Here is a 19612-nt window from a genome sequence, read left to right as displayed (position 1 = left end):
TCTTTTAGGGCGTGAGTAATGCGCCAGGCCAAGTATTGACAGCTCTATTTTGATAGGAAATGCCGAATTCCTTAAAAAGACGGCTTCTCCTTGTATTTGGCTGCGTAGTCTACCAAAAAAAGGCATAAATCCCATTGAAAGTGCACCTTGAAAGCCAGGCAATAGCTTAATTTGAGAAGGAGTACACGCCAGATGATCTTGCGGCTTAGTCAATTACTCTAATGCCTTGGGGGCGCCACCACTGGGCAAAGCCTTTAATAATGATCGTTGAAAAATGAATGTAAGCTGAAAGTGCTAAATAAAGTTGCAGGCGGGGGGCTTTCGTAGTCCTTTAGGTTCAATTTTTCTCTCCTGGGCCCGTTCAGCTGGCCGCCTGTCAAAGTTTAGCTAAACTTTTAAAAAACCAATAAAAAGTACCAAGACTTGATCTTCAATTTAAAGGACTATTAGCTTTCACTGGGCCTAGGTAAAAAGGTCTAATTGTGTGAGTTAGGGTGCAATTAAATTAATTAGAAAAACTTAGGGCGGTTAGCAATGGATGCAGCGACTACAGCAGTAATTCTTGTGGGTTATCAGAATGATTATTTTTCGGCTGAGGGCATTCTTCATTCGGCATTAGAGGATAATCGCCGAGTTCAAGAGGTCCTACACAATACCTTAAATTTACTTGAAGCTTTGAAACCTAGTTCGGTCCCATTTATTCATACTCCTATTGTATTTACGGAAGATTATAGTGAGTTGCTTGATCCGGTTGGCATCTTAAAAATTATTAAAGATACCGGGGCTTTTAAACGAGGCGCTCCTGGCTCGCAAACAGTACCGGAATTAATGGCCTTGGGGGCTCGCATGCTAAGTTTGCCTGGAAAGCGGGGTTTAAACTGCTTTTCAAATACCTCTGTTCACGAACATCTTCAGCAGGCAGCTGTGACCGATGTTTTAATCGCTGGTGCGGTAACCTCTCTATGTATCGATACCGCAGGAAGAGAGGCAGCTGATTTGGGTTATCGAGTGCACATCCTCGAGGATTGCATGGTGGCTAGAACCAGTTTCGAGCAGGAGTACTTCGCAAAAGAAATTATGCCTTTGTATGCCAATGTTACCGATAGCCAAGCTGTAATCGCGCAACTGTATGCCTAAGGGATTAGGTGCATCTAATGTCCAGCAGCAAAAGTACGCTACAAAATGAACTGCTAGCTCAAGCTCAAACTCGTTTGATAGAAGAGTTACAAAGTTCTCAGCGTCATTATGCGCATCTTGTGGATCATCTTAAAGATGTTGTTTTTCATTTGGATGAGGATTTTTGCTGGAGTTTTTTGAGTCAGGCATGGGAAGGTCTAGCGGGGCAGAGTGCAGAACAGAGTCGCGGGCAGTCGGCTCTTAATTATTTTCGTGCTTCTGATTCAGAACCTTTTGAGCAGGCCTTGTCGCAGCTGCTTAGTGGTGAACGGCATGATCTAGAGGCGCAATACTATTTGCTAAGAGGCGATGGTGGCGGTCGTCATGTGGAAGTTTCCTGTCGCGCAATGCGAGATGATACCGGACGTTTAAGCAGTGTGGTTGGTGTTATACGGGATATTACTGAGCGTCTAGAGAGCCAGCAAAAAATTTATCATATGGCCTATCACGACTGCTTGACGAGTCTAGCCAATCGTCGGCAACTAATGGATCGTCTATCGAGTGTTTGTGTGCCCAGCAGCTCTCGTTCAATTGCTTTGTTGTATTTAGATCTTGACGAATTCAAAGGGATTAATGATATGTATGGCCATTCTGTTGGCGATGCAGTCCTACAGGAAGTCGCTCAGCAGTTGCTCACAGTAAGTTTTCCTGAAGAATCTTTAGCAGCGCGAATAGGTGGTGATGAATTTATTATCTTGTTTGAGCAGTTGGCAAGCCACTACCCAACGGCTCGTGCCCATTTGTCAAAGGTGGCCGACAGTTTGCTCGAAAAAATCATGCGTATTAATAAGCGTGTGGGTACCTTTAATGAAATAAAGTGCAGCGTCGGTATTACCCTGGTAAACAGCCATTCTATTTCAGCTGAAGAGTGCTTGAAGCAGGCTGATTTTGCGATGTATCACGCCAAGCGTGCCGGTAAGAATAGAATACAATTTTATGATGCCGAGCTCGCTAAGCAAGAAAGCCGTAGGCAGCAACTACAAAGAGAGTTGTGTGAGGCTGAGCGTTATGGTCAGTTTACCGTCTTTTATCAACCTCAAGTTGAAGCTGACAAAAATAAGGTGCAAAAAGCTGAGGTGCTTCTGCGTTGGCAACACCCTCAGCGAGGTCTGTTGATCCCAAAAGATTTTATTCATGAGCTGGAAAACAGTGATCTTATTAAGCCTCTGGGACAATGGGTTTTAGATCAATCTCTGGCGCAACTGAGTATATGGAGAAAAATGGGCTATGAGAATTTGAGCCTATCGGTCAATGCCAGCGCGGGTCAATTTCAAAACCCCGAGTTTGCCGATGATGTTCGACGCTCCCTTCAGCGCTTTGATATACCTGGCGAGTATTTGGAGATTGAAATTACTGAAACAACGGCCTTAAGTAATGTCCATAGCGCGATAGCTAAGATGCGAGCCCTAAAAGATATTGGTGTAAGAATAGCTTTAGATGACTTTGGGACGGGTTATTCTTCATTGTCTTATTTAAAACACTTGCCCATTGATACCATTAAGCTCGACCGTAGTTTTGTGCAGGGCTTGCCAGATAATGGTTACGATAGTGCGATCGTACAATCCACCCTGCTAATGTCTAAGCACCTCAAGCTGAGCTCGGTCGCAGAAGGTGTGGAATCCGAAGAGCAATGCCAGTTTTTAAAGGCCTTGGGTTGCGAGCTCTATCAAGGTTATTTATTTAGCCCAGCTATCTCTGCTGATCAGTTTGCTGAGTACTTACTTCAGCGTAGTTAGCCTCCTTCCTCTCAATAGCTTATCTGCTGCTCCGGGTTTGGACGCCTGCCGGGATGGTGGTATGGTGTGCCCAAATTTAGTTCTGTTTCATCTTGGGAGAAACTGCCTTGTTGTTACTAATCACCTTTATGGTGCTGGCTATCGCTATTTCCTTCTTATGTTCGGTTATGGAGGCGGTGCTATTAAGTATTACCCCGAGCTATATAGGGGTGCTGCGAAAAGAAAATGAAGCATTGGCTAATCGAGTGCAGTCATTAAAAGACAATATTGATCAGCCGCTGGCTGCCATTCTGACTCTCAATACAGTAGCTCATACAGCAGGTGCTGCGGGAGTGGGGGCGCAGGCTGCGGCCGTATTTTCGGATGCGGCCGTAGGTATTGCTTCCGCTATTATGACGCTATTGGTGCTGGTGCTCTCTGAGATTATCCCTAAGACCTTGGGTGCCAGTTACTGGCGCGGATTAACGCCAGTTGTATCTTTGAGTTTGGTTTTCTTAGTGAAGGTGTTTAAACCTTTTGTTTGGATGTCAGATCGCCTGACTCGCCTAATCGGTAAAAAGGAGGATGAGGCCCACTTTATCCGCCAAGAAATCGAAGTGATGGCCGAGCTAGGCTCAGAAGCTGGCGCCTTGAACCAAGATGAAAGTGATACCATCCGAAGCTTGTTAAACTTTAGAACCGCAAGCCTCACCGATATTATGACGCCCCAGACTGTGCTCTTTAAAGTGCATAAAGATATCACAGTGGATGACTATCTTTCAGAGCATGGCTCAGTACCCTTTTCGCGGGTCTTAGTCTTTGATGAAGATGGTGATGATGTGGTGGGCTATGTCCATAAAAATGACCTGATGTTGGCCTATCACCGCCTTGGGCATGACTATCGGTTGGGTAAATTAATCAAATCTCTTTATACCGTTCCTGAAACTTTAGCGGCCCCTAGCTTGTTTCAAAACTTGCTGCAACGTCGTGAACATATTGCTTTGATTGTTGATGAGTATGGTGCAGTGCAGGGTATCGTCACCCTAGAAGATTTACTGGAATCTTTGATTGGTGTGGAGATAGTAGATGAGCACGATCGCGTCAGTGATATGCAAGTGAAGGCGCAGCAGTTATGGAAAGAGCGTAGCGAGGCCCACGATAAAATCATTGACGATAGCGGTCTATCTGCGGACTTAGCTAGTGATCAAGATGGCAATGAACATAGTGAAATCGATCCGGAAAACGGCAGTCAAGGTAATAGTAAAGCAGATTAAAGAGAGATAATCATGTTTATTCAAACAGAAGAAGAGTTGCGTGAGATATATGGCTTTCCAGCTGGGAGAGCTAAAGACAAGCAGCTGGCTGGTTTGGAGAAACACGCGATTAATTTTATTGCTCACTCGCCCTTTATGTTGCTCTCTACGAATAATGCCGTGGGGGAGTTAGATTGTTCTCCACGCGGGGGTTCGCCTGGTTTCGTTTATGTTAAAGACGAGAATTGTATTTTGATTCCCGATGCTAAAGGGAATAATCGCATTGATAGCCTGGTGAATATCGTAGAGACGCAGAGGGCAGGTTGTTTATTTCTGATTCCAGGGGTTGATGAAACCCTTAGGGTTAACGGTCGTGCAAACATCAGTGCCGATCAAAGTTATCTTTCCTATTTTGAAGATCAAGCTAAGCCTGCGATAAGTTGTATTGTTTTGCAGGTTGAAGAAGTATTTTTGCACTGTGCAAAGGCTCTGATGAGATCAAGATTGTGGGATGCTGTCTCACAGATTAAGCGTGACGAATTTCCGACAATGGCGCAAATGATGAAAGATCAGTTGAGGCTTGAGGGTGAGCCAGAGACTCAAAGAGATATGATTCAGCGTTATATGAAGGATATTTAACCGCAGTTAGTCTTACCCCAACAGTGCTTTATACAGTATAGATTTCATGAGTATTTCTCGTTTCCATTTTTACGAACATTTCACTTTCTTGTGCTTCATCACAGGAAGTAAGTTTTTTCAGTAAGTCCTAATTTAGCCAACTACACTCCTTTTGCATCGAAAAATCGACGCAAAAAACATTACTTCCTCTTTCTAGTAGTAGTTAGCTATGAATTCATTATTGGAAACATCTCGATTTCTTATGCAGGCAACTCTTGGCTACGATCAGGCCTTGTTGCAGCAAGTGTCCACTGACGGTATTAGCAATTGGTTAGGCACTCAGCTTAATGCTCCAGCTTTAGCAAATGATCACTATCAGTCGTCGACTAACTCCATCTGGCAAGACTTTCGCTCTCAGTGTCTAGCGAAAGCCGCTAACGATGAGAGTAAGTTAAATGGAGACAACAACAACCCATGTTTGCCATATAAATGGTATTTTCGTATGGCGTGGTGGCAGCGTTGTATTGAGAATAATAACTCCGATATTTTGCGTCGCAGAGTGGCTCAGGCCTTAAGTGAAATTTTGGTGCTGTCCGATAACTCCGCATTGGAGTTGGACGCGGTGGGTCTAGGAAGTTATTACGACCTGCTATATAAGCATGCCTTCGGTAACTATAAAGAGCTACTGTTTGACGTTAGTATGCATCCTTGTATGGGCGTCTATTTAACCCATATGAATAATCGTAAAAAGGAAGCAAATATTCATCCTGACGAAAACTATGCTAGGGAAATTCTTCAGCTTTTTACCATTGGCTTGTTTGAACTAAACCCTGATGGTAGCCGAAAACAACTCGCGGGAAAGGATATTCCTACTTACGATAATGACGACATTAAAGAATTGGCTCGGGTGTTTACTGGCATTAAAGCTGCGAATTATGAGTATGAGTGGACGACGCCTTTTTGGGATAAGGCTGCCTTGAATGGAACCAGTGTAAGCTTTGTCGATTCTGTCAGCAAATCATATAAAACGGTTCCCTACGTAAATATGGTAGACCCCATGGAGGTCGATGAGGCTTTCCATGATCGCGGAGCAAAATCTCTACTGGATGGTTATCTACAATTGCCCGCTAATGTAAATGGAGCTGTTGAGATACGCAGCGCTGTCGATAAATTGGTTGAACACCCTAATACTCGTGTGTTTGTCGCCAAAAAACTGATTCAACAGTTAGTGACCTCCAATCCGAGTGGCGCCTATATTCAACATGTGGCGAATGCCTTTGGAAGCGATGGTGATTTGAAAGCTACGGTTGAAGCTGTGTTGACTTATCCTCTAACCAACACGGTGGCCGCACAAAGATTCCCTTCTGCTTATAGTCAAGGGGCTAAGGAAGTACAAGCTCAAAAGCTAAAATCTCCGAGCCTGCGTCTGAGTCAAATTTTGTTAGCGTTCTCTGCCGATAATACCAGTAAAAAATACTGGATGACAGCTGAGGATACTCTGTTTTCCTTGCGACATAACCCGCTGAGCTCGCCGACGGTATTTAATTTTTATAAGCCTGACTATGTGCCTCACGGAGCATTGGAGCAGTTGGATTTGGTAGCGCCGGAATTTGAATTGCACGATTCGGCAACATCTATTGCCTATGTGAACGTGCTTTACGACTGGCTATTTGCTGGGGCTTTGGCCTCAGTTAGCACGGAGGTTAGTAGAGAGAATAATATTTTTAATATTCCTGAATTGGATGAAGTTAAGCTTTTCGATAAATTAGATAATCGCTTAAATTTGAATTTGTCAGCTTATGCAGCTCGAGCCAATAGCCCTGCAAATCATGATGCCTTAATCGAAGAGGTAGGCATATTGCTGACGGCAAAGAGTAATCTACCAGTGAAGCCGCACATCCTAAATGCCATTAGTACTTATCAAACCAATGGCGAGTGGGTTATGCAAACCATAGTTTTTATGATTGCTGCATCACCTGAATTTACAGTGATGGAGGCTTAATGATGAAAGTGTCACGTCGTAATTTTCTTGCTGCCAGTAGTGCTTCAGCGGCTGCAATGGGTTCCATAGCGCCTCAGTTTTCAATCGCTCAAAGCCTGCAAAAGGTACCGCTTAAAAGTAATAACAAGGTTTTGGTTTACATTATGCTGGATGGCGGTAACGACAGCTTCAATATGCTGGTGCCAACAAGTGCAAGCCATTACGCCCAATACAGTAGCACTCGTGATAACTTGGCGGTCCCTCTGGCTGATTTACTGAGTTTAAATGGCTTTAGCGATAGTGAAGGTCGCAGCTTTGGTGTGCATAAGGCAATGCCTGAAGTACAGAGCTTATTTAATAATAAGAAGCTCTCTTTCGTTGCCAATGTTGGGCCTCTCGTTGAGCCTGTGGATCGGGCAGGGATGCAGGCGGGCACTGCCAAATTGCCTTTGGGCTTGTTGTCGCACTCAGATCAGTTTAAGCATTGGCTAACGGGTAGGCCAGACGAGCGAACTAACACCGGCTGGTTTGGGCGTTTTGCCGATTCAGTACAGGCCAATCGCCAAGCTAATCAAATACCGATGAATATATCATTGGCGGGAAGTAATATTTTACAAAACGGAGCCGACAGCACTCACTATACGGTTAACAAAAAGGGCAGTGTTGGCTTGGCGGTAAAAGATAAAAGTACGCCAGCCAATCAGGCTTTAAACAACGCACTTCTCGCAGGCTTTGAAGCGATGCTGAATCAAAGCTATGGCGATGACCCAATGCGCGCTGCTTATATTGCACAAACTCGAGAGTCTCAGGCACAGCACGAGAGGTTTAAGGCGGCTACCAACACGGTAACACTGAGTAGCGCCTTTTCAGACAGTAATTTGTCTCAGCAGCTTAAAAAGGTGGCAGAGTCTATAGCCAGTGCTGATCAAATGAATTTGCAGCAGCAAACCTACTTTTTGCGTTACATTGGTTGGGATCATCATGACGGCTTGTTGGATAAGCATCCCAAAATGCTGTCAATTTTAAGTAAGGCTTTGTTTGAGTTTCAAAGAGCCTTGGAGGAGCTAAATGTAGAGGATCGAGTAATCACCTTTACCGGCTCTGATTTCGGACGTACTTTAACGTCGAACGGTAATGGATCTGATCACGGGTGGGGAGGAAATGCCATTGTGATGGGCGAGCCAGTTGATGGTGGAAAAGTATTTGGAGAGTTCCCTAGCCTTGAGTTAGGCAATAATAATCCACTTGACGGTGGTGACGGAATGTTAATTCCCTCTATGCCACTTGATGAAATGTTTGCAGAATTGGCTATCTGGTATGGCGTCGAAGGTAGTGATGTTAAAACGCTTTTGCCAAATATTGAGAAGTTTGGTGGTATAGAGCACCGCAAGGTACCGGTAGGCTTTGCGCTTAAGTCTAGCGATGTGACTGTGCTACCTGCTAGTGCACCGGGCTCGGCGACAGCGGTGCCAACAATGGGGGCTGCCGCATCTGCTGTAACTATGGGTGGGCTCGCTTTACTTGCAAAAAGTTATCACCGACGCATGGATGTTGTAGATTCTGAGGACCAGGAAATAGAAGCTGATAATCGATAGGCTCGGCTTTAAGTGCTGGAAACATGCTAACTTGGTAAGCTAGCATGTTTCCACTTGCTCTATTTTACACTGAGTTTCGCCAGCTCAATCAGTTCTTTAAGTTCCAGCTCATCATTTGCTAAGTCTTCAACTGTGGCTGAGTAGCCAAGCTTTAATAGCTGCTTTGCCGCCATAAAATCTTTCGGGCGGTTGATACAATCCGCAGCAATTAAACGCTTCGCCTTGAAATACCAGACGCTAAAGTTTTCTTCTTCTGGATTACCGCGCACTACGTAGTCGCTATAGCCCATATTAAAACCAGCTATTTGCAGTTTTACGTCATATTGGTCTGACCAAAACCAAGGGTGTTCGATATTTGGTAGAGGCTTATTGCATAGAGTGGACGCAATAATTCTTGCCGTGTCATTGGCGCTGGGTACTGACTCTAGGCGAACTTGGCTATTGAGCTTGGGGTGTGGGTATGAGCAGCAATCGCCGGCTGAGAATATATCCATATCGCTGCTGCGGCCTTGCTCGTCAACAACGATACCGTTATCGATGCTTAAGCCTGCCGCTTCGGCGAGCTCGGTGTTGGGTATAACGCCGATACCAATAATAACCATATCTGCTGGCAACACTCGACCATCGGCGCAAAGTACAGCTTCGACTTTATGTTCGCCCTTGATGGATTCTAATTGAACTTTGCTGAGAACCTTCACGCCTTCGCGCTGGTGTTTGTTGCAATAAAAATCAGAAACGTCGCTAGCGGTAACACGTTGCAGAATTCGATCGCCCGCTTCCAATACGGTAACGTCGGCTCCGAGTTTGTTGAGCGAGGCTGCGGTTTCTAATCCTATATAGCCGCCACCGATGACGACTACGCGCATGTTTTTCTTAAATTGCTTTTGTATGCATTTGCTGTCCTCGGCACTGCGCAAATAGTGTACTTCTGGAAGATGTGCGCCGCTTAATGGTAGCAGTCTAGGTCGAGCGCCGGTACATAGAACTAGCTTGTCGTAGTTTAGAAGCTCGCCATCGCTGAGCTTTAGTTGCTTGTGGTCGCGATCAATACTAATTACTTTGCAAGCAAGCCTCAGGGTCACATCCAGCTTTTCGTATGCTGACGCCGGACGAATCAGTAATTTGTCTTCTGCGAGCTCACCACTTAAAAATGCTTTGGATAATGGCGGCCGTTGAAAGGGAAGCAAGGCTTCTTCGCCGATAAGAGTTATAGGGCCGGTCCAGCCAAGTTGTCTTAAGCTGGCGACAAGTTGCGCCGCAGCGTGAGAGGCGCCGACAATTACACAATGCATGCTAAAAATTCCGAGTGGGTTTTGATGTTTTCAGAGGGCTAGAGAGAAGCTAGCGACGACCCAGATAGGCCGGGCAAAACAGCCCGGCCTAGGCGTTTACTAAGAAACGGCTTTAATAACTTGGGAGAAGTTATCCAACATTTCTAGTTCTTCTTCCTGCTCAAAGTAACCAACATGGTGCCAGCATACAAATTCTTCAGTGCCATACTTTTCTTTTAGTGCACCAACTTGATCAATAACCTGGTTAACGGTTCCTTTCCAAACACGCCCCATGGGTACATTGTAAGGCGGGGCATTGTAGGCAAAGTTAAACAACTCTTCGAAATCGCGATAGTGTTGTTCAGCTTGGGCTTCGTTTGAACCAATGGTTAAGTGACCCCCGAGCACCAAAGTGTTACCTACGGTGCACTCGGTGTGACCATGTCTATGGGCTTCCTCGATATACAGGTCCATGGTCATATCGATAAATTCTTCTTTGGCTACAAATGCAACCAGCTTGGCGCCTTCTTTGGCCCAGAACTTAGCGGTTTCCATTGACCACGAGAAAGGCACATACAGCGGTGGGAAGTCACGGCCTTCACGAACCCGTGGGCGAGGTACGATGCCGGTCTTTTTCAGGCGGTCGTTCTCATCCAGTGCGTCTTCTCCGCCCCAGGCTTTGGTTGGCGGGAATGGCCAAGTGATGTCAGTTGGGGGGATGTCCCAGAACTCGCCATAGTGGTTAAAGGTTTTATTGGTCCAAGCTTTTTTGATCACCTGCCAAGACTCTTCCATCAAGCGGCGATTTCGGGCATCTGCTTTTGAACGATCGGACTGGGTGGTAGTGATATCCAAGTGCTGGGATAAATTGTTAAGCCAGCGTGGGGTGTTGCCACGCACGAAGCCACAGAATAGGCGGCCATTCGTCATGTGATCTAGCATCGCCAAGTCTTCTGCTAGGCGCATTGGGTGATGGGCGGTCAGTGCCATGCCTACCTGGCCAACCATTAGGTTCTCAGTGTGTTGGGCAATGTGCAGGTTCCACAGTAGTGGGTTGGTGGTGGTTTCAATGCCCTCAACCTGAAAGTGGTGCTCAGTCATACAGAAGCCAGCAAAGCCATTCTGGTCGGCGAATTGCATCTGTTCTGTGGTGCGCTGTAGCAGCGTTTCAAAGCGATCTGGGTCGCCACCAGGAAGCTCGACATCTTCACCTTTGCTGCGCATATAGGGCTGTACAAGTATATGGGCCTTCATTGCTAATCCTCTAATGGTATGAACGTTCGTTCGATTATAGGGTGGAAGTGAATATTTGTATAGATGTTGGCTGATGAAAGATCCCAAGCTGGGGTCAGAACCCAAGGGTTCTGACCCGGTTTTCGGAGTCGCGATGTATCTGCTGCGATGAGGTTGGCAAGTTGCCCATGCGGAGCTTCGCTGCGCTTAGGTATTTACTTAAAAATCGTACAGGCACCTGGGGTCAGAACCCATAGGTTCTGACCCCGTTTCGGAGCCGTGATGTATCTGCTGCGATGGGGTTGGCATGTTGCCCATGCGGGGCTTCGCTGCGCTTAGGTATTTACTGAAAAATCGTGCAGGCATCTGGGGTCAGAACCCATGGGTTCTGACCCCTCTCTCTCCGTTTGGGGGGCTTAATCCATCAGCGGCTTGGCTCTTTCATCAACGATATGGCTATCGATCTTGGTATCGAATAGACGCTCAGCCAGATAGTGGTGGAAGTCCACAACCACCTGCTCCAGCTCAACCAGTTTTCCTGGCTCCCCATGGCGGGATTTCATGGCTTTTTGATTGCGCTCACAGATCCACTTGTCTTCAGCGAAAAAGGCCTCAACGAACTCTTGCTCTCCTGCCCCAGGGTTAATTTTGCTAGAAGAAATAGTGCCTGCTCGAATAATAGAGTTGTTAGCGTCAACAGGAATTACCGATAAATAACCGAGAGTGTCACCAAGCAAAATTCCAACAAAATTCGGCGGTAAGCTAAACAGCACATAGTGTTCCCATAGGCGTTGCTGTGATTTGGGCATTAAGGCCATCATGGCATTTTCTGTAAAGCTACGACTTTCACCGACCAAATTTCCGCCCGTCAAAGTCCAATCCGGTTTGCCTTCGATGTAAAATGCTTCACGCGTCGGAGTGTTAACTTCAAGGGTTTCTTGGTGAACTTTAAATAGATGGTAGCTTTCAATGCCATTCTCTACGGCTAGCTTCCAATTGGTCTCCCAGTATTCATTTTCGCCGCCAACACCTTTATCAAAAGAACCGATATTGTAACGTTGCAAATACTTCTCTATGCCAGAATAGCGCTCACTCAAGGCTTCGGCATTGCCATTGATATTCACAAATACCAAGCCATGCCAGCTTTCCAATTTGAAATGAGGTAGGCAGTGTTTTTCTTTGTCTACCGCAATAATTCCAGGGTGAGGTACGCCAATCAGCTTTCCTTGATCGGTATAGGTCCATGCATGATAAGGGCAAACCATGCGACCTTTATTGCCAAAACCTTCATCGTTTAGTGGCGTCCCGCGATGGCGGCATACATTGGACATGGCCCGTAGCTCGCCATCTCTACCGCGAATAATAATAATAGGTTCATCGGCAATGGTTAAGGCGTAGTAATCGCCGGGATTAGCAACTTCGCCCTCATTACAGACGAATACCCAATCATTGCGATAAATCTTTTCCATTTCTAATTGGTAAACTTCTTCGTCTGAGTAGGCGGCAAATGGTAAGCCGGTGGCCTCCTCAATTTTTGCGCTGGCGACTTTTTTTATCGAATCCAGAACTGTCATTTTCATCTCCTTCAGAGCCGTATTGGCTAATCAATGTTTATTGTAATGTGTTACAAACAACTATTTAAAAAAATACCTTTTGCCTCAACTGCTAGATGAGGCAAAAGGTTCTGTTGTCATTAAGAGCTTGCTTTGGCGTCGCTTGCCGCCGCTTCTCGTTTGCGTTTTTGCTCTTGTTCCCACGCCCAGATCGGCGGGCGAACCAGCAGCTGAAAACGATAAGACCAGCTTGGCGCTTCCCATAATTGCTTGCCCAGCTTGGTAAAGCCATGGAAGAACACAGTAAATGGATTTACGCTATTAATACGAGGGTAGACACCAAACTTTACTTCCTCGTCTTCCTCGGCAAAGGTGCCAAACATGCGATCCCAAATGATAAAAATACCTGCGTAGTTTTTATCAATGTATTTACTGTTGGTGGCATGGTGAACACGATGATGTGAAGGCGTGTTCATGATGTACTCGATTGGGCGTGGTAATTTCTTAACCATTTGCGTATGTAGCGCTGTCTGGTATAGCTGCACCAGTGCTTCTGCTAAGAACACCATAAACGGATGGAAACCTAGCATGATTAGCGGCAAGTGGAAGAAGAACGGGAAGAAGCCATCCAGTGGGCCGAAACGATAGGCCACAGAAATATTAAAATGTGGCGAGCTGTGGTGAACCGTGTGGGTTGCCCAGCCCAAACCGCAAACATGCATAAAGCGATGTTCCCAGTAGTAGATGACATCCGCTAATAAAATACAGCCCAGCAAACTCATCCAAGTTAGCGGTAGTTGAGTAATACTGAAGTTTTCGTATACCCAAAAAAAGGCCGTTAGATAAAACAGGATATAAATAAGCCCGCCAATAAAGCGGTAGGCAAATAAGGTGATGAAGTTGGTGATGGAGTCACCAATTAGGTTCCAGGTCACGGCTTTTTTAAAGGCCATAACGATCAGCTCGAAGGCAAACAGGGCCATCATTGCTAGGAAGAACCAGTAGTTTATATACTCATCCCAGCCAAAAAGCTCGAGATCGGTAAGGCGTTGCTGTAAAAATTCCATCATGGCAAAGCTCTCTATTGATAAATCACGAATAAAGACGTCAGCTCGCTGTTTTGGGTGTAGTCGCGACGTTCCACTACCGCTTTAACAGCTCTGCTATAGTCGATATCCTGCCACGCATTAAGTAGCGCATTGTTTCCATAATTACTGGGTTTAAGAAGAGGCTCAATTTTGCCTTTTGGAATCAGTTGTTGCTCGCCTTTCATGCCTGGCTTGTCGTAGCCGATGCTGATGGTGGCGCGGCTGTAATCACTATTGAAATCGCTGTATATGGCGAACACACTCACCGTATAGCTGTCTAGCTGATCGCTAAGGGCACTATTGCTGGCAAATTCCTGCCACACTTTCTCGACATTAATTAATTCGGTGCTGCGCTGTATGCCAATCACGGATTTGGGCCAGTCTTTTAGTGATGGCTTTGCTTTAGGCTTGGCTGGACGCTCAATTTGAGCCAATTGCATCGTCGGTGCTTCCGCCTTGCTTGCTTGGGCTTCGCTGGCGGCTACTTGGGGTGCGTCGCTGGCGCTAAGCGCTTTGGCATGATCATTTTGCGCTAGTTGCACATATTCTTGGTAATCCTTTAGCTCGAAATAATCTGCAGTAGATTCACGGCCAAAGGCGGCCATGGCGTAGCCAACTTCGCTCATGGTGGCGAAGTCCATGTTAGCACTGCTGTATTTTTCAAATTCAGTGGGCGGTTCGGCTTTTTGCAAGCTGAGGGCAAAGCCTACCACTAAGCCGAGTAAGATGGTGCTTAAGGCTGAGACAAAAAAGTTCATAGTTTTACCTGCTAATCACACTATTACACTTGAGAATAATTTTCATCATTAAGGGCTTCTGTGCCGTATTGCTCTTCGAGTTCACGATAAAACATCGGCAGGCGCTTAAAGACATAGGCGTAACAGCCTAAACAAATAGCCATAAAAAACGTTGCCAGAATCATTTTTCCGTCTTCGCTGAGCAAGCCGTTGAACTGGGTGCCAAAGGTCATGCCGACAACGGTGGCGGGTAGGAAGATGGCGGCAAAGCGCCCGTCAATGCTGAACTCGCTGTATAGACCAAGTTGAAACGGCGTAAAGATTGCCCATGAAATCGAGTAGATAAGTACCGCAACGGTATAAATCCACTTATCTTCAGGACCAGTCGATAGGTAGAACATAAAATACACCATTAGGTGAATGCCGCCGGCGATTAGCATGGGGTAAGTACGCTCAAAACGGCTCGCTAAGTAGATAGCGATACCATTCCCCGTTAGGCTTGCCAAGTAACCTGCGGCAAAAATACTACTAATAAAAGTAGCAGATAAACCCATTTCCATCCCGCGATTTGCCGAGTCAGCCCAAAACAGTCCGAGTGCCGCGTACCAAATGATGGTGGTGCCAATAACAATGGCTTTTAAGCGCTTCAGTAAAGGGCTTGCCTTGAAATCTTCGGCATCTTCTTCCTGTTGATCGCCTTTGGGTGTCCATAAGGCCGTTGGGATAATGGCGATCAAGCCACAGATCAATAAGAAGGAGAAAGAAAGTAAGGGCATACTTTCGCTCAAGGTAGGCATCGCAAAGGATGCCACGGCAGACCAAAGTACCTGTGCAAACAGCACCAGGGCAAAAAGAGCCTCTGGGTTTTTCTGGCTGCCAATAATAGAAAAAGCATGGGAAGTAACAATGCCCGCACCCAGGCCGCACATCAGTCTGGCAAATAGTGTCAGGTTGAAGTCACCATCGGCCGCCATGGTAATGGCATTACCTGCAATAAAAAGTAACAAGCCTAGCAAGCAGCTCAGCTTTAGGCTTAAGCGCTTGCGCCAATAGTTGAAGCTAAGGCCGCTGACGCAAATACCGAATAGCTCGGCAGTGGTGAGGGTTGCAGTCGATTCGATATCGAAAACCAAGCTAAATGAAGAAAAGATAAAAGGCAGAATATTGGCAGCAGAGCCGCCAATAACGGCTAAAACCAGCAGAGCGCTGATCTGTCGTTTATTAAAACTAGATTGAATCATTATTCGCTTCTCGGCTAAAAATCGGCTTCCCGATTAAATTCTCATTGACAAAGGCTCATTGAAATTTGTAGTCTCGCCCATAATACGATCGAACGTTCGGTCATGCAATGGCTTGAGTGGCTCGATTGTGGTGTATGCGCAGTGAATGCAAAGAATTTCTAAAACAATAAAGATCGAGAGGCTAGGAGAATGTCAGTGACTAGGAATTTCCCGGTAAAACCATTAGTGGCAGCGGTTGTAGTGGGCTCAACGTTGGCGGCTGATTGGGCGGCGGCGCAAATTGAAGAGGTGTTGGTAACGGCCCAGCGCCGCACGGAATCGGCTCAAGATGTGCCTGTATCCCTAACGGCGTACAGCGCAGAAGACCTGAAAATCGTGAATATTACCCGTAGCAGTGAGCTGGCTGCGCAAACCCCCAATATGGTGGCGGTTGATGGTAACTTCGGCCTGTCGGCGCCGATTATCAGTATGCGTGGGGTAAGTAATGTTGATTTTAGTGCGATATCCAATACCCCGATTGCTGTGTACAGCGATGGAGTGATCTTAAACAATATTCAAACCCATGGCTTTGCCATGTTCGATCTTGATCAGGTTGAAATCTTGCGTGGTCCTCAGGGTACGCTATTTGGCAGAAACTCCACAACGGGTGCGATGCAGGTTTTTTCTGCCAGACCGACGGAGGAGTTCAGTGCTGGTATTGAAGCTACCTTTGGGCGTTTTGATCGTTCTCGTCAGGAGGCTTTCGTTTCGGGTGCTTTGACCGAAGATGTTCGCGGACGTTTGGCTTATGTTAGCAACCGCTCTTCCGGTTATGTGAAAGATCAGTTAGGCCGCGATGCTCAAAACGAAGATGTGCAAGCGGCACGCTTGAGTGTTGACTGGGATGTAAATAAAGACATCGTCGTTGAGTGGCGCTTAGCTCACCAGCAAATCGACAATAAGCCAGTGGTTTTCCATAACCAGTTGCCAGCGAATGCTTTTGATCCAAGCTCGCCAGGTGGTGGCGCCTCGGATTATCGTAGAGTTACCCTCAGCCCTGATTATGAGCGAAAAGAAAAGGGCGAGACTATCATGAGCTCCTTAACTTTTGATTGGGATCTGGGTGATGTTAACTTGGTTTCGGTAACGGGCTTTGTTGATCATGATTTCCTTTATCAAAACGATGAGGATGCCAGCACGCAGCCAATCGGACACAGCCAAGCTTTTACTGGGCAGCGTCAGTTTACCCAGGAGTTTCGTTTGCAAGGTGAAACCGAAAAGCTAGATTGGGTGGCCGGTGCATTCTTTATGGATGAAGATGTGGAGTCACAAGCCAGCTATGACATTAACGGTGTGTTGGCCGCAATTCCCCACGGCTTTGTGCCAGGTAGCGATGGCTCAGTCGGTGGCTTTGATGCCGCCTTAGGCTTGGGCGGTGCATGGATTGCATCGGCTGCTGCTGCTGGTTTTGCGCCGACGGACTTTTTGAATGTCGCACAGGCCTATAATGTTCTGCAGGCAATAGGCCGCATCCCGGCGGGCAATGTTTCTACTCGTGCCAACAAGCACAAGCAAAACTTAGAGAGTATGGCTCTATTTTCCCACTTAAAATATCGCATCAATGATTATTGGGGGGCTACTGTAGGCTTGCGCTGGAGTCGCGATGAAAAAGATCTTTCTGGTCAGTACTTAGGTTGTTATGTGGGGCAAAATCCAAATGCTGGCCAAGGCCGCTTTGATCAGTTGCAAGGTATTGGTGTTGATCCTAATGCGCCCTTTGGCTTTGACATTGCCGGCTTAGTAATGGACCCAGAGATTTGCGGTATTAATAATGGCGCGCCAGAAAATTTTGCTCGCGATGCAAGCTGGGACTCACTAAGCGGTAAGGTTTCATTCGAGTATACGCCGGACGAGGAATCCCTATACTACTTCGGTATTTCTCGTGGCTTTAAGGGTGGCAGCTTTAATGGTACTTATTACAATCGTCTAGTTGAAGTTGATCCTGAAAAGCTGACCTCAATTGAACTGGGGACTAAGCACTATCTATTGGATCGCCGCATGACTTTAAATGCTGCATTGTTCCAGTATGACTACACGGATTTCCAAGCTGTTATCGCCGTGACTCTGCCTTCGCAATTGCAAGGTACTACCGTGGTTAATGAGTTGGTTAATGTACCGGATTCCACTATTCGCGGTGCGGAAGTTGAGATGGCTTACAACCCGGTCACCAACCTGGTATTAACTTTGGGCGCCTCTTGGTTGGATTCGGAAGTGGATAAGCAGCCAACAGTTGCCGCTGGTGCGATCCCAGATATTCGTGGCAATGCTTTTCGCTATGCGCCAGAGTTTACATTTAATGGTGTGTTGAGCTATACCTTCGAGTTAGGCGAGATGGGCTTTATTACTCCGCAATTGGATTGGTCGTACACCGATGAGTACTTCACGGATATCGCCAATAACCCATTGGGCAAGACGGAAGATAATTGGATGACTAATGCTCGTATCAGTTGGACTAGCACCGATGAAAGCCTCAATGCTACTTTCTTTGTTGAGAACTTAACGGATGAGGTTTACAACAGCTCAAACACTCGTGAATTTACAGAGTCGTTTGGCTCCACCTTTTCAACTTACAGTAAGCCTCGCACGGTTGGTTTGACGGTGGCCTATCGCTTATAGCTGTTTAGCGACGGTTAGGTGAGATCCTCACCACATTGCTTGGGGCCACATTGTGGCCCTTTTTTTGTGCGCTGCAGCTGTTTTTAGAATTTTAAGGTGCTGCGGCTTTGAATTAGCTAGGCTTCTTTTAATTCGTAAAACCTTTCACAGTTTTGGCTGGCTTTGGCCCACTCTGAAGACTTGCTTCTTTGTTGGTGGAAATCAAAAGCCCGTTGGTCAATGAATTCTTCGTAGACCCAGAAAATTTCTTTTCTTTCGCTGTCCTGATTCACTCTAAAGCAAACGCAGCCGGGTTCTTGTTGGGTAGCAGCTATATGCTGCTGGAGGGCGTTCTTGAACAGCGAGACTTCATGCATCGGTACTTGAATATAACCTTCTAAAATAATCATAAGGGGATTTGGATCGGGCTTAAGCTGCTTGAGTGCGTGATCATAGCTTAAGTCTGCTGGTGCAGAAACAGTAGTTATAAAGCTTACGCAGTGTAGAGCTCTATTATTTTTACAAGCAGTTGCTAAAATACCTCCCCAATCAGCAGGGGTAAATATGGCAAGACCAAGTGTAAAAGAGGAAAGGGCGGCGGCTATTTTGGCGGCCTTTGAGCGCTGTGTGGCTCGCTACGGGGTTGAGGGGGCGACGTTAGAGCGTATATCTCAAGAGTCGGGCTTGCATCGCAGTTTGCTGCGTCACCATGTGGGGAATCGTGAGGCCTTGCTTGAGCGTCTGCTTGAGCGTTGTGTAGGCACCGAGCAGGATGATATTCAGCGCTTGTTTGATGATCTTCATTCTGGTGATTCCTCTGTTGAGCGAAATGAAGAGCTTATTATTGCCTATCTATTTGGCGAAATGCCGGAGCAAGAGCAATTGCGAATGCGGGTGGCGCTGGCATTGCTGGCGGCGGTAGAAAATTATCCGAGTATCAAAAGACGCCTTAGCCAGTGGAATAATGACTTTATTGCTAACCTTCAAAGGCTGCTGCAGCAGGCTTACCCAAAGTTCCAAGCTGAGCAGTGTGCTGCGGTTGCTTGGGGCTTGGCGAGTATTTCGCTTAGCCATCTTTCTATGGCGCCTCTGGGTTCCGTAAAACTTTATCAGCGCAGTGGTGTGCAAGCAGCAAAAATTCTACTGCAAAGTTTGCGGGGGTGATTGGCTTTAAAGTGCGTTTGCTCTGAAGTTCGGTGCGCCGGGGTCAGACCCCGCTTCTAAAAAGTGCACGGTATAGCAAGCTAAGGTTAACGTAATAAATGTGGGGTCTGACCCCAATAAAAAGCATTTTGCAGTTGAAGGTATCGGGGCTCGGCGCGCCGGGGTCCGGTGCGCTGGGGTCAGACCCCGTTTCCAAAAAGTACGCGGTTTAGCAAGCTAAGGTTAACTTAAAAAGGATGGGGTCTGACCCCTATAAAAAGTATATTGCAGTTGGAGGTGTCCGGGCTCGGCACGCCGGGGTCAGACCCCGTTTTCAAAAAGTACGCGGTTCAGCAAGCTAAGGCTAACTTAAA

The 19612-nt window shown here is 46.5% G+C and carries 15 protein-coding genes; 8 read left to right on the top strand and 7 right to left on the bottom strand.

Features of this window, described 5'->3' with window-relative positions; genetic code table 11:
* Positions 1-534 precede the first annotated feature (534 nt).
* The 6 genes from Q1A41_RS08975 to Q1A41_RS08950 all read left to right on the top strand — a co-directional run bounded on the left by Q1A41_RS08975 (position 535) and on the right by Q1A41_RS08950 (position 8338).
* On the top strand, positions 535-1137 hold the full coding sequence (locus Q1A41_RS08975) for a cysteine hydrolase family protein (protein WP_299977412.1): 603 nt from the start codon (positions 535-537) through the stop codon (positions 1135-1137).
* A gap of 17 nt (positions 1138-1154) precedes the next feature.
* Positions 1155-2912 carry an EAL domain-containing protein gene (locus Q1A41_RS08970; RefSeq protein ID WP_299977409.1) on the top strand — a complete coding sequence of 586 codons (1758 nt, stop codon included), beginning with the start codon at positions 1155-1157 and terminating at the stop codon, positions 2910-2912.
* A gap of 107 nt (positions 2913-3019) precedes the next feature.
* Entirely contained in the window at positions 3020-4165 is a 1146-nt protein-coding gene (locus Q1A41_RS08965) for a hemolysin family protein (RefSeq protein WP_299977406.1), read from the top strand.
* A gap of 12 nt (positions 4166-4177) precedes the next feature.
* Positions 4178-4783: a pyridoxamine 5'-phosphate oxidase family protein gene (locus Q1A41_RS08960; RefSeq protein WP_299977403.1), complete on the top strand. Its 606-nt coding sequence runs from the start codon at positions 4178-4180 to the stop codon at positions 4781-4783.
* Between the two features lie 208 nt (positions 4784-4991).
* Positions 4992-6764, top strand: a complete 1773-nt coding sequence (locus Q1A41_RS08955; protein ID WP_299977400.1) for a DUF1800 family protein — start codon at positions 4992-4994, stop codon at positions 6762-6764.
* Positions 6764-8338 (top strand): DUF1501 domain-containing protein, encoded by a 1575-nt coding sequence (locus Q1A41_RS08950; RefSeq protein WP_299977397.1) that lies wholly within the window; start codon positions 6764-6766, stop codon positions 8336-8338. The genes Q1A41_RS08955 and Q1A41_RS08950 overlap by 1 nt, the downstream gene beginning before the upstream one ends.
* A gap of 59 nt (positions 8339-8397) precedes the next feature.
* On the opposite strand, the gene Q1A41_RS08945 is transcribed toward Q1A41_RS08950, so the two are convergent.
* The 6 genes from Q1A41_RS08945 to Q1A41_RS08920 all read right to left on the bottom strand — a co-directional run bounded on the left by Q1A41_RS08945 (position 8398) and on the right by Q1A41_RS08920 (position 15461).
* Positions 8398-9630: an FAD-dependent oxidoreductase gene (locus Q1A41_RS08945; protein WP_299977394.1), complete on the bottom strand. Its 1233-nt coding sequence runs from the start codon at positions 9628-9630 to the stop codon at positions 8398-8400.
* Between the two features lie 99 nt (positions 9631-9729).
* Positions 9730-10863, bottom strand: coding sequence for an LLM class flavin-dependent oxidoreductase (locus Q1A41_RS08940; protein WP_299977391.1), 1134 nt, complete (start codon positions 10861-10863; stop codon positions 9730-9732).
* A gap of 395 nt (positions 10864-11258) precedes the next feature.
* Entirely contained in the window at positions 11259-12416 is a 1158-nt protein-coding gene (locus Q1A41_RS08935) for an aromatic ring-hydroxylating dioxygenase subunit alpha (RefSeq protein WP_299977389.1), read from the bottom strand.
* Positions 12417-12535: 119 nt separating this feature from the next.
* Positions 12536-13465: a sterol desaturase family protein gene (locus Q1A41_RS08930; protein ID WP_299977386.1), complete on the bottom strand. Its 930-nt coding sequence runs from the start codon at positions 13463-13465 to the stop codon at positions 12536-12538.
* 11 nt (positions 13466-13476) lie between these two features.
* Positions 13477-14241 (bottom strand): hypothetical protein, encoded by a 765-nt coding sequence (locus Q1A41_RS08925; RefSeq protein WP_299977384.1) that lies wholly within the window; start codon positions 14239-14241, stop codon positions 13477-13479.
* A 23-nt stretch (positions 14242-14264) separates the two neighbouring features.
* Entirely contained in the window at positions 14265-15461 is a 1197-nt protein-coding gene (locus Q1A41_RS08920; RefSeq protein ID WP_299977381.1) for an MFS transporter, read from the bottom strand.
* A 195-nt stretch (positions 15462-15656) separates the two neighbouring features.
* On the opposite strand from Q1A41_RS08920, the gene Q1A41_RS08915 reads away from it, so the two are divergent.
* Entirely contained in the window at positions 15657-18116 is a 2460-nt protein-coding gene (locus tag Q1A41_RS08915) for a TonB-dependent receptor (RefSeq protein ID WP_299977378.1), read from the top strand.
* A 116-nt stretch (positions 18117-18232) separates the two neighbouring features.
* Here Q1A41_RS08915 and Q1A41_RS08910 read toward each other — a convergent pair whose 3' ends face one another.
* Positions 18233-18505, bottom strand: a complete 273-nt coding sequence (locus Q1A41_RS08910; RefSeq protein WP_299977375.1) for an antibiotic biosynthesis monooxygenase — start codon at positions 18503-18505, stop codon at positions 18233-18235.
* Positions 18506-18659: 154 nt separating this feature from the next.
* Between Q1A41_RS08910 and Q1A41_RS08905 the strand changes: the two genes are divergently transcribed.
* Positions 18660-19259: a TetR/AcrR family transcriptional regulator gene (locus tag Q1A41_RS08905; protein WP_299977372.1), complete on the top strand. Its 600-nt coding sequence runs from the start codon at positions 18660-18662 to the stop codon at positions 19257-19259.
* Positions 19260-19612 lie beyond the last annotated feature (353 nt).

This window comes from uncultured Pseudoteredinibacter sp., assembly GCF_947502065.1.
GTDB lineage: Bacteria > Pseudomonadota > Gammaproteobacteria > Pseudomonadales > Cellvibrionaceae > Pseudoteredinibacter.
The sequence above is the reverse complement of the archived record's forward strand: the minus strand, read 5'-3'. Positions and strand labels throughout refer to the sequence as shown.

Coding starts and splice junctions, on each gene's coding strand:
- Q1A41_RS08935 (WP_299977389.1), bottom strand. CDS start 12,416: ATGACAGTTCTGGATTCGATAAAAAAAGTCGCCAGCGCAAAAATTGAG.
- Q1A41_RS08910 (WP_299977375.1), bottom strand. CDS start 18,505: ATGATTATTTTAGAAGGTTATATTCAAGTACCGATGCATGAAGTCTCG.
- Q1A41_RS08950 (WP_299977397.1), top strand. CDS start 6,764: ATGATGAAAGTGTCACGTCGTAATTTTCTTGCTGCCAGTAGTGCTTCA.
- Q1A41_RS08945 (WP_299977394.1), bottom strand. CDS start 9,630: ATGCATTGTGTAATTGTCGGCGCCTCTCACGCTGCGGCGCAACTTGTC.
- Q1A41_RS08925 (WP_299977384.1), bottom strand. CDS start 14,241: ATGAACTTTTTTGTCTCAGCCTTAAGCACCATCTTACTCGGCTTAGTG.
- Q1A41_RS08960 (WP_299977403.1), top strand. CDS start 4,178: ATGTTTATTCAAACAGAAGAAGAGTTGCGTGAGATATATGGCTTTCCA.
- Q1A41_RS08975 (WP_299977412.1), top strand. CDS start 535: ATGGATGCAGCGACTACAGCAGTAATTCTTGTGGGTTATCAGAATGAT.
- Q1A41_RS08955 (WP_299977400.1), top strand. CDS start 4,992: ATGAATTCATTATTGGAAACATCTCGATTTCTTATGCAGGCAACTCTT.
- Q1A41_RS08930 (WP_299977386.1), bottom strand. CDS start 13,465: ATGATGGAATTTTTACAGCAACGCCTTACCGATCTCGAGCTTTTTGGC.
- Q1A41_RS08940 (WP_299977391.1), bottom strand. CDS start 10,863: ATGAAGGCCCATATACTTGTACAGCCCTATATGCGCAGCAAAGGTGAA.
- Q1A41_RS08905 (WP_299977372.1), top strand. CDS start 18,660: ATGGCAAGACCAAGTGTAAAAGAGGAAAGGGCGGCGGCTATTTTGGCG.
- Q1A41_RS08970 (WP_299977409.1), top strand. CDS start 1,155: ATGTCCAGCAGCAAAAGTACGCTACAAAATGAACTGCTAGCTCAAGCT.
- Q1A41_RS08920 (WP_299977381.1), bottom strand. CDS start 15,461: ATGATTCAATCTAGTTTTAATAAACGACAGATCAGCGCTCTGCTGGTT.